The organism is bacterium (assembly GCA_013360195.1).
GTDB lineage: Bacteria > Electryoneota > RPQS01 > RPQS01 > RPQS01 > JABWCQ01.
On record JABWCQ010000009.1, the window covers coordinates 103,264 to 112,738 of the forward strand.

Sequence of the window (9,475 nt, forward strand, 5' to 3'; positions counted from 1 at the left end):
AAAGAGTGGCATCTGGCACACAAGATGCCGAAGAATCCGACACTCGACGAACGTGTCGAATGGCATATCGAGCACGCGAAGCATTGCACCTGCCGCGAAATGCCGGAATCAATCGCAACACTGATCGCCCAACACAAGAAAAAGAAGAAGTAATCGTGGACATCGAACTGCTGAAGTATCCGATTGGAAAGTTTGACGGAAAGCGGCCTGCAACGGCCGCGGAGCGCGCGGAGAGCATCGCCGTTTTGCGCGAACAGCCGAACAAGCTGCGCGCGGCTATCGCGGGGCTGAATGACCGGCAGCTCGACACACCTTATCGCGAAGGCGGCTGGACGGTGCGGCAGCTTGTGCACCATATTTCCGATTCACATCTGAACGCTTACATGCGCACCAAGTTCGCTTTGACCGAAGACAACTACGAAATCCGGCCCTACAATCAGACCAATTGGGTCAACACCCCGGACGGATTTCTTGAGCCGGAAGTTTCCCTAAAGCTGCTCGAGGCGATTCACGAGAAGTGGATATTGCTGCTTGAAAAACTGACTCCGGAGCAGTTTGATCGCCGGATGACACATCCCGAGCGGCCTGGACAGGACCTGGACATCAAATGGCTGCTCGGGTTATATTCGTGGCATGGCACACATCACATCGCGCACATCACGAAGCTGCGCGAACGGATGGGATGGTGAGACATGGAAGAACTGAAATACCCGATTGGCAAGTTCCAGTATAACGGAGCTGCCACGGCGGCGGAGCGTCGCGAGCGAATTGAGCTGATTCGCGAGATGCCGTTTGAACTTGGGAACGCGATTGCCGGGCTGACCGACGCGCAGCTCGACACGCCTTATCGCGAGGGCGGATGGACGGTCAGACAGGTTGTGCATCATCTGACGGACGCGAGCCTCATTTTCTACAGCAGAACGAAGCATGCTCTGACGGAAGAGTGTCCGCGGTTCATGGGGTACAACGACGATGAATGGCTGAAGCTTGCCGACACGAAGTCGCCGGTAGATTCCGCGCTGATGCTGCTGGAAGGATTGCATGTGCGCTGGGTTGCGATTCTGGAGGCGATGAGTCCTGCGGACTTTGAGCGGAAGTATATTCACTTCGCGCGCGGCGAAGAGGCGATTGACTATCTGCTCGCCTACTCCGCCTGGCACGGCAGACATCACACGGCACACATACTCGCGCTGCGCAAGCGCATGGGCTGGTAAAACTATATCCTCCAAAGGAGGTCAGCATGGGAACCCGATTCATTCTGGCTGGAGTTCTTGCGGGATTGGCAATGTTCGTTTGGGGCGCCATGTCACACATGCTGCTGCCGTGGCACAACGCGAACTACAACTCGTTTCGCGATGAAGATTTGGTAGCGGAAGTGCTGATGACAGAGGCACCGCATTCGGGAATTTACGTGTCGCCGATGGCGGGCGCGATGGAAGAAGGAATTACGGACGAAGAACGCGCTCGGCGCGAAGCAGAGTCGTGGGAAAAGAGCGCGAAGGGTCCGGTTGTGTTCATGGCGATCGCACGCGAAGGAATGGCCGGAATGGCGATGCCGATGATTCTGGATTTCATTGTGCTGGTGCTCATGTCGTTCGTCTTGCTATGGCTGTTGGCGGCTGTTCCGGGACTGACATTCGGCGGCAAAGTGCTGTTCGTAACGATTGCCGGAACAGTGGGCATGGCGGTCGTGCAGCTTGAACAGTGGATATGGTATGTGTTTCCGACGGGATATGTGCTTGTGAATATCGTGGACGGAGCCGTCAGATGGGCGATTGGAGGAGCAGTGATGGCGAAGCTGGGAACGGCGCGGGAGAAGAATCCGGTTGTGAGAAGATGAACATCTACCACGTCTGGTGCAACCTGAAGGAGTCGCGGCGGGACCTCGAGTTTGCCGAAAACGTGCGCGCGCTGATGGAGTTTCTCGTCAAATCAGGTGATATGAGCGCGTGGCGGCTGACGCGGCGCAAGCTCGGTTTCGGGCCGAACGAACTGGGGGAATTTCACATCACGATGGAGTTTCCGTCGCTGGTCGAATTGGAAAAAACTTTTGGTGACATGGCACGGCGCAGCGGCGAACTGGAAGAGCTGCACCGCAAGGTGTTTGTCATGGTAACGGATTTTCGCTCGGGTCTGTCGCGCGATTTTCCGGATAAAGAAAGATCGGGCTGACCGCACACCGTGCGCGATACCCAAGAAACAGAAGGAGTTTATGATGAAATCGTTGTACACGTTGTTATTCGCGGCGTTGCTGTTTGCCGGAGTGTCGCAGAATTTTGCGCAGGACACCACTCCGCCGCCGCAGGATCAGAAGGCAATTCTTGAAGCAAATGCCGACTCACTCGAGGCGCGCCGACGCGCGTTACGCGAAGAGGGCACAGCCCTTGAAAAACGTGAGTTTGAGCTGAAGCAGGAAATCGCCGACCTCGAAGGAAGATTGAAAGCAGCCAAACTTGAGCTGAAGCGGAATAAGGTTGAGCAGAAGGACCACAGACTGCGCGAAAAAGAATTGAAGATGGACAAGAAAGAGCACAAGCTGGAGAAGAAGGAAGCCAAGCGTGCTGCCAAAGAAGCAAAAAAGAACAAGTAAGCAAGCGGGATTGACGATAACATGTCTGATGCAAAAGTGAAGCGCGGGTGGCAGAAGGTCGAAGAGGTCAACTGGGACGCGTTTGAAAAGGCGATTGCCGAGTCCAAGAACAAGCAGCAGATTCTCGCACATTTGCGTAACCTGTTCGAGCAAAAGGGTTATGCCAACATGATTCGCGCGGCAGAATGCGCGTACAACCGGCTGGTTGAAGTGCTGCCGGGCAACAAGAGCTCCATCGGAGTTTATACCTATGTGGACGGCAAGGAGATATACTCCAATTTCCGGTTCGAACCGTCGGGCGGCAAACAGGAAAAAGACGCTTTCGATTATTAAGCGCGAAATTAGGGGGCAGTCATGAATCACGCTCACGGCGAGTTCTTTCTGGAAACGAGCAGAAATTTCCTGCGCGAGTTTTACGGCAAGATTGAGGAGTCCGTCAACCGGCTTGATGACAAACAGATCTGGTGGCGTCCCAATCCAGCGTCCAACTCGATCGGCAACCTGCTCCTGCATCTGGCGGGAAATGTCCGGCAGCACATTATTTCCGGCTGCGGGGGAAAACCGGACGTCCGCACTCGCTCGAAGGAATTCCAAATTCACTACGACGATATGCTCACGCCGACGAAAGGCGTGCTGCTGTCCGACCTCGAAATTACGGTCAACGAGGCCTGCGACGTGCTCGAGCGATTTGATCCCGCGCAGCTGCTGGAGAAGCGAGTAATCCAGAATATGGAGTACGTGCTGATGAAGGATATCTACCACGTCGTCGAGCACTTCTCCTATCACACCGGACAGATTGTCATGCGCACCAAAGAGCTGACCGCCGAGGGATTTGGATGGTATCAGCACCTGGAAGGAACGTAAGAGCGCGACCGGAATCCGATACGCGGCCAACATTATGCAGAAAATCACACACCTAACACATGTCCGACAAAGAAACACTTGATCTTCCGTTGAACGGAAACGGGAACGGCGACTCACGGATCATCCCCGTAAATGTCGAAGATGAAATGAAATCTTCGTACATCAATTACTCCATGTCCGTGATTGTGTCGCGTGCGCTTCCGGACGTTCGTGACGGACTGAAACCGGTGCACCGCCGCATTCTCTACGGCATGCTGGAACTCGGTCTCGGTGCCGGACGCCCGTACAAGAAATGCGCGCGTATCGTCGGCGACGTCATGGGAAAGTATCACCCGCACGGTGACGCGGCGATCTATGACACGCTGGTGCGCATGGTGCAGGACTTCAGCCTGCGCTATCCGCTCGTGGACGGTCAGGGTAATTTCGGCTCCGTAGACGGCGACGGTGCAGCGGCGATGCGTTACACCGAGGCACGCATGAACCGCATTGCCGAGGAAATGCTGTCCGATATTGACAAAAATACGGTGGACTTCGTTCCGAACTACGACGAGTCCATTATGATTCCGTCCGTCATGCCGTCAAAAATTCCGAATCTGCTGGTCAACGGATCAGACGGCATTGCGGTCGGAATGGCGACGCGCATTCCGCCGCACAACCTGATCGAAGTCTGCAACGCGGCGATTGCCATGATTGCGAACGAGACGCTGAGCAGCGCCGACTTGATGCAGCATGTCACAGCACCGGATTTTCCGACCGGCGGCATCATCTTCGGCAAGCAAGGTATTCGCGACGCCTATCTGACCGGTCGCGGAAAAATCGTCGTGCGCGCTAAGGCGAGCATTGAACAGCCGGAGAAAGCCAGCGGCCGCACCAAAATCGTCGTCAGTGAAATTCCCTATCAGGTCAACAAAACTCGCTTAATCGAGCGAATTGTCGATTTGGTGAACGAGAAGAAGATTGAAGGAATCGCGGACATTCGTGATGAATCCGATCGCGACGGCATGCGGCTGGTCATCGAACTCAAGCGTGAGGCTGTACCGGAAGTGGTGATGGCAGCGCTTTATAAGCACACGCCGATGCAGGAGTCCTTCGGCGTAATCATGCTGGCGCTTGTCCACGGCGTGCCGCGTGTGCTGACGCTGCGCGAGATGATCTCCGAGTTCCTCGAACACCGCAACGAGGTGACGCTCAGACGCGTGCGCTTTGAACTGCAGCAGGCGCTCGACAGACTGCATATTCTGGAAGGACTCCAGATTGCCGTTGATCATATTGACGAAGTCATCAGCATTATTCGCGCGGCGTCGTCACCGGAAGTCGCGGGCATGGAGCTGCGCGATCGTTTCGGACTATCGGAAAAGCAGGCGAAAGCCATTCTCGATATGCGATTGGCCCGACTGACCGGACTCGAACGGCAGAAGCTGGCCGACGAAATTCGGGAAGTCAAGGCAAAAATTGCGGAGCTGGAGCCGCTGGCTAAAGACGAGAACCGTCATCTGCGGCTGGAAGTTGTGCGCACGGAGCTTGAAGAGATCAAGGAAAAGTACGGTGACAAGCGGCGCACCGAAGTTGTTGAGGATGAAGCCGAAGTCACCATCGAAGACCTCATCGCACCGGAAGAAATGGTGGTCACGATTTCGCACTCCGGTTATGTCAAGCGCTTCCCGGTGTCAGGTTTCCGCAAGCAAGGCCGCGGCGGCAGAGGTTCACAGGGCGCGACGACAAAGGACGACGACTGGGTCGAGACGCTGTTTATTGCCTCGACTCACGATTACATTTTGTTCTTCACGGACAGAGGAAAGTGCTACTGGCTGAAAGTCTATCAGATTCCGCAGATGGGCCGCGGAACTCGCGGCAAGGCGCTCGTCAATCTGATTGAACGCAGCGCGGAAGAGAAAGTACGCGCCTATGTCACTGTCAAGGAGTTTGCCGATGACCGTTATGTCTTGATGTGCACGAAGCGCGGCACGGTCAAGAAAACGGCGCTGTCCGAATTCTCAAATCCGCGCTCAAACGGCATTATCGCCATCAACATCGAAGACGGCGACGAGCTGCTTGACGCGGCATTGACCGATGGAAGCAATGAAGTCATTATCGGCACGACGGAAGGCAAGGCCGTGCGCTTCAATGAAAGCGACGTGCGTGCGATGGGACGAACAGCCATCGGCGTACGCGGCGTGCTGCTCAAGCCCGGTATTGACGCCGTCGGCATGATTGTGGTGCGCGGAGATTCGACGATTCTCACCGTTACCGAAAAGGGTTACGGCAAGCGCAGCGACGTTTCGGATTACCGCTTGACCAAACGCGGTGCGGGCGGCGTGCTTGCGCTTAAAACCACCGACAAGACCGGTCGAATGGTTGCGATGAAGGAAGTCGGAGATAACGACGACCTGATTATCATTACCGAGCAGGGTGTCGTGATTCGCCAGAGCGTGAAGGATGTTCGTACGATGAGTCGCGTCACTCAAGGCGTACGCGTCATAAAACTGGATAACGGAGATAAAGTCGCCGACGTCGCGAAAATCGTCAACGAGGAAGACGACGGCGAAATGGAATTGGATACGGACGTTTAATTATCGAAATCAGAACACAGGGGAGAACTGTGCACACATTGCCTGAAGTTACGGTTGCGGATATGGGGGTTGCCGAGTCACGGCACGGGTTGCTCTCAACCCGGCTGAAGGAAGCCACCGATGCCCTGCACCACGAAGTTGAACATGGCTCTGAGATTAACCGGCGCATCGTAACGAAGGTTCGCGCTGACGACGCGGACGCGGATGCTCAAAGAACACAATATCGCGACGCGTACATACTGTTCCTCAAGTCCGCATATGGTTTCGAGCGAGCCGTGCTCGGCGCAGTGCACGAATTCGGATTGCGCACGGACTTGAAGGAGACCGGCTACTTTGCGGAACATGTCGACGCGGCGATGCTGTGCGAGCGGGATATTGAGCTGCTCACTGGGTCGCGTGAAAGACTTGAAGTTCCATACGATTTTCCGCGTATCAAATCGGTCGCGGAGCTCGCCGGTGTCGAGTATGTCCGGCGCGGCTCGCGCAACGGCAACGCCTTCATCGCTCATGCCGTGCGCGGTAACATCGGAGTCGGTCCGGACAACGGAGCCGCATTTCTGAACCTCGACAACGGTCAAACTCGTCCCAACTGGATGCGGTTCAAAGGCTGGCTTGACTCGCTTGATTTGAGCGAAGTGGAATTTGAACAGGCTGTTCATGCTGCGCAGGAGACGTTTCGTGCCGTGGGCAAGTGGCATGCGCAGGTGTGCAGATAATTGACAGCGAACCGGGAATGAACGTGAAACGCAAACAGGACATGAGCTACAAGCACGGTATCGCCGGGTCAACTCGCAAGCGTTCACTGTTGTCCAGCTTCTGGCTGCCCATGGCCGGAAGCGTCATGGACTTCTTCGCGGTCCTGATGGCTTCGCTGCTTGCCTTTTATGTTCGCTTCTTCGGTCCCGTCTATGAAGTCTTCCACTCCTATTGGGTGCCCAGCGCGGTCGAATATCTCTCGTTTGGCGCGATTCTCGGTTTGACGTATGTTGTCATCGGGTGGTCGTCAGGCCTTTATCAGACGGAAACAGCCAGCCCGCTCGACCGTGAAATCGGCCGCATTATCCGGGGATCTATTCTCTCGATGGGTCTGGTGATGGCGGGCATCTTTTTCTACCGGGAGTTCAGCTACTCGCGGCTGGTGTTTTTGCTGACCGTCGCGCTCATGGTTCCATCACTTGTCATCGCGCGTGCGGTGTATCAGCGGATGCGACGCTCGTTGTTCAATCGCGGCATCGGCGTGCAGCGCATCGCCGTGTGGGGAACTGGTATTGAAGCGGCGCGTTTGTGGGAAAATCTTGACCACCAACTCGCTCGCGGTTATGAGCTTGTCGGAGCACTCGGAAAGTCACCCGTGCCCGATGGGCCAAGCCTGGGTGAAGTGCAGATGCTTCGCAATCTTTGGCAGGAGCACGAACTCGACGCGGTGATGCTTGCACCGTCAAGCGATGAAGAAGCGCTCATGGGCGATGTCGTCAAGGCCGCGGAGGGAACGCCGCTTGAGCTTCTGTATGTGCCGCCCGCAATGGATGTCACACGTTCGCGCGTTGTGGTTACGGAAATCGGCGGCAAGCCGGTGCTGAAGCTGAAGACGCTCACGATGGCAGGTTGGGGATATGTCGCCAAGCGCATCATGGACTTCACATTTTCGGCGCTTTTCCTGCTCGTGTTCTCGTGGCTCTATGCGCTGATTGCAGTCGCTGTGCTGATTGACAGCGGCAAACCGCTGTTCTACCGGCAACGGCGTGTCGGCATGGACGGCCACGAATTCGATATGATTAAATTCCGTTCCATGCGGACCGACGCCGAAGCCAAGACCGGTGCGGTGTGGGCGGTGCGCGGCGACCCCCGCGTGACGCGTGTCGGAAAATTTCTGCGCCGCTGGTCGCTCGATGAAATACCGCAATTCTGGAGCGTTCTGCGCGGCGACATGTCATTGGTAGGACCGCGTCCCGAACGTCCGGAATTCGTCAACAAATTCGCGGAGTACATTCCCAATTATCTCGACCGTCACCGCGTGAAGTCCGGTTTAACCGGCTGGGCGGTGGTGAACGGATTGCGCGGCAGCGAAACGACCATTGAAGAGCGCACCGCGTACGATTTATATTACGTCGAGAATTGGAGCTTGTGGCTGGATATACGCATCCTGCTGCGCACCGTGGCGGCAGTGATCTCGGGCAAAGGAGCAATGTAAGGAAGTAACATGGCTGCAGAGAAAGCTGCAAAGAAACTGGCGAAGAAAACTCGCAGAGCACCGAAAAAGAAAAGAAAAAACGCCGCCGACGCAAAACAGTCGAAGTCGACCAATCATGTGTCCGACGCGACGGTCAAGCGGCTGTCAAAATACTATCGCACACTGCAGAATGCGCTGAGTGCTGAAAAGACAACCATCTCCTCTGACGAAATCGGGAGATTGAACAATCTGACGGCGGCGCAGGTTCGCAAGGACCTGTCCTTTTTCGGCGCGTTCGGACGGCGGGGACTTGGCTACAGTGTCGTGGATCTCCATCGCGCTATCAGCAAAATTCTCGGACTTCACCGCACGTGGAACGTCTGTTTGGTCGGTGTCGGAAATATCGGCACCGCTCTTGTGCACTTCAAGCAATTCGCTGAGCAGGGCTTCATGATTAAAGTCGTCTTTGACAGCGACCCGCAAAAAGTCGGACAAATGGTCGGTGAGCATGTCGTTCGGGACTTTGCCACGGCGAAACAGGTCATTGAAGCCGAGAACATCAAAATCGCCGTTGTGGCAGTTCCCGCCCTTGCCGCACAAAAGGTCGTTGATCAGCTTGTGGATGCCGGGATTCGCGCTATTCTGAACTTCGCACCCACATCCATTCTCGTTCCCAAAGGTGTTGCAGTTCGTAATGAAAACATGGCCATCGAAATCGAGGCACTCTCTTACGCGCTGTCGAGCAAAGGTCAAAAACCGCGACAGATTTTAGAGCAGTAAATACAACTTCGTGCTGACTCTTCAGACATGAAAACCCCGGCGATGAGCCGGGGTTTTCTATAGTTTTAAAGTCACTTGATGTTATTTCAACAGCACAACTTTGATAGACTCGGTGACGAGGTCATCGTGTGCAACGATGAAGTAGATGCCGCTGGCAAGTTCGGCGGAGACCGTGAACGAATAGCTTCCGCCAAGCATTGGACCGGAATACAGTTCGGCGACTTCCTGACCGAGAACGTTGTGCATCGCGAGACGGAATGCATTCCCCGTGAATCCGGCAAGCGACAGGGTGAACGCATTATTGAATGGATTTGGGAAAACAGCTTGCAAATCCCACGTTCCGACGACGGGTCGGACGGGCTCAGGTCTGATTGCGGACGGTTGGGTCGTATCGGGTGGTGCGGTCAGCCACGGAATGAACGTCACGGAATCGCTGAGCAGCGTGTCGCCTTGACCGGTTGGATTTAGCGTCGGATGATACGGCCCGCTCTCGTGACCCCA

At 55.5% G+C, this 9,475-nt stretch carries 12 protein-coding genes; 11 read left to right on the forward strand and 1 reads right to left on the reverse strand.

What is annotated here, in order from left to right; translation table 11 throughout:
- Positions 1 to 59: 59 nt before the first annotated feature.
- The 11 genes from HUU59_08330 to HUU59_08380 are packed head-to-tail and all read left to right on the forward strand — an operon-like array spanning position 60 to position 8,974.
- Positions 60 to 689 carry a putative metal-dependent hydrolase gene (locus HUU59_08330; protein NUO19437.1) on the forward strand — a complete coding sequence of 210 codons (630 nt, stop codon included), beginning with the start codon at positions 60 to 62 and terminating at the stop codon, positions 687 to 689.
- A 3-nt stretch (positions 690 to 692) separates the two neighbouring features.
- Positions 693 to 1,214, forward strand: a complete 522-nt coding sequence (locus HUU59_08335; GenBank protein NUO19438.1) for a putative metal-dependent hydrolase — start codon at positions 693 to 695, stop codon at positions 1,212 to 1,214.
- A 26-nt stretch (positions 1,215 to 1,240) separates the two neighbouring features.
- A complete protein-coding gene (locus HUU59_08340; protein NUO19439.1) occupies positions 1,241 to 1,840 on the forward strand; it encodes a hypothetical protein in 600 nt (199 codons plus the stop codon).
- On the forward strand, positions 1,837 to 2,172 hold the full coding sequence (locus tag HUU59_08345) for a hypothetical protein (GenBank protein NUO19440.1): 336 nt from the start codon (positions 1,837 to 1,839) through the stop codon (positions 2,170 to 2,172). Before HUU59_08340 ends, HUU59_08345 begins: the two co-directional genes overlap by 4 nt.
- A gap of 43 nt (positions 2,173 to 2,215) precedes the next feature.
- Entirely contained in the window at positions 2,216 to 2,590 is a 375-nt protein-coding gene (locus HUU59_08350; GenBank protein NUO19441.1) for a hypothetical protein, read from the forward strand.
- A gap of 21 nt (positions 2,591 to 2,611) precedes the next feature.
- Positions 2,612 to 2,923, forward strand: a complete 312-nt coding sequence (locus HUU59_08355) for a hypothetical protein (GenBank protein NUO19442.1) — start codon at positions 2,612 to 2,614, stop codon at positions 2,921 to 2,923.
- Positions 2,924 to 2,944: 21 nt separating this feature from the next.
- Complete coding sequence (locus HUU59_08360) at positions 2,945 to 3,454, forward strand: DUF1572 family protein (GenBank protein NUO19443.1); 510 nt, start codon at positions 2,945 to 2,947, stop codon at positions 3,452 to 3,454.
- A gap of 59 nt (positions 3,455 to 3,513) precedes the next feature.
- A complete protein-coding gene (gene gyrA / locus HUU59_08365) occupies positions 3,514 to 6,024 on the forward strand; it encodes a DNA gyrase subunit A (protein ID NUO19444.1) in 2,511 nt (836 codons plus the stop codon).
- A 29-nt stretch (positions 6,025 to 6,053) separates the two neighbouring features.
- Positions 6,054 to 6,740, forward strand: coding sequence for a biliverdin-producing heme oxygenase (locus HUU59_08370; GenBank protein NUO19445.1), 687 nt, complete (start codon positions 6,054 to 6,056; stop codon positions 6,738 to 6,740).
- 23 nt (positions 6,741 to 6,763) lie between these two features.
- The gene (locus HUU59_08375; GenBank protein ID NUO19446.1) at positions 6,764 to 8,215 is read left to right on the forward strand and encodes a sugar transferase; all 1,452 of its coding nucleotides are present in this window, start codon (positions 6,764 to 6,766) and stop codon (positions 8,213 to 8,215) included.
- Positions 8,216 to 8,224: 9 nt separating this feature from the next.
- Positions 8,225 to 8,974 carry a redox-sensing transcriptional repressor Rex gene (locus tag HUU59_08380; protein NUO19447.1) on the forward strand — a complete coding sequence of 250 codons (750 nt, stop codon included), beginning with the start codon at positions 8,225 to 8,227 and terminating at the stop codon, positions 8,972 to 8,974.
- Positions 8,975 to 9,055: 81 nt separating this feature from the next.
- On the opposite strand, the gene HUU59_08385 is transcribed toward HUU59_08380, so the two are convergent.
- A partial coding sequence (locus tag HUU59_08385; protein ID NUO19448.1) for a T9SS type A sorting domain-containing protein occupies positions 9,056 to 9,475 on the reverse strand: 420 nt, incomplete at its 5' end.

Bases quoted from the DNA above. Each gene is read 5' to 3' on its own strand.
- HUU59_08380 (NUO19447.1), top strand. From the start codon at position 8,225: ATGGCTGCAGAGAAAGCTGCAAAGAAACTGGCGAAGAAAACTCGCAGA.
- HUU59_08340 (NUO19439.1), top strand. From the start codon at position 1,241: ATGGGAACCCGATTCATTCTGGCTGGAGTTCTTGCGGGATTGGCAATG.
- gyrA (NUO19444.1), top strand. From the start codon at position 3,514: ATGTCCGACAAAGAAACACTTGATCTTCCGTTGAACGGAAACGGGAAC.
- HUU59_08330 (NUO19437.1), top strand. From the start codon at position 60: ATGGCATATCGAGCACGCGAAGCATTGCACCTGCCGCGAAATGCCGGA.
- HUU59_08335 (NUO19438.1), top strand. From the start codon at position 693: ATGGAAGAACTGAAATACCCGATTGGCAAGTTCCAGTATAACGGAGCT.
- HUU59_08350 (NUO19441.1), top strand. From the start codon at position 2,216: ATGAAATCGTTGTACACGTTGTTATTCGCGGCGTTGCTGTTTGCCGGA.
- HUU59_08345 (NUO19440.1), top strand. From the start codon at position 1,837: ATGAACATCTACCACGTCTGGTGCAACCTGAAGGAGTCGCGGCGGGAC.
- HUU59_08355 (NUO19442.1), top strand. From the start codon at position 2,612: ATGTCTGATGCAAAAGTGAAGCGCGGGTGGCAGAAGGTCGAAGAGGTC.
- HUU59_08360 (NUO19443.1), top strand. From the start codon at position 2,945: ATGAATCACGCTCACGGCGAGTTCTTTCTGGAAACGAGCAGAAATTTC.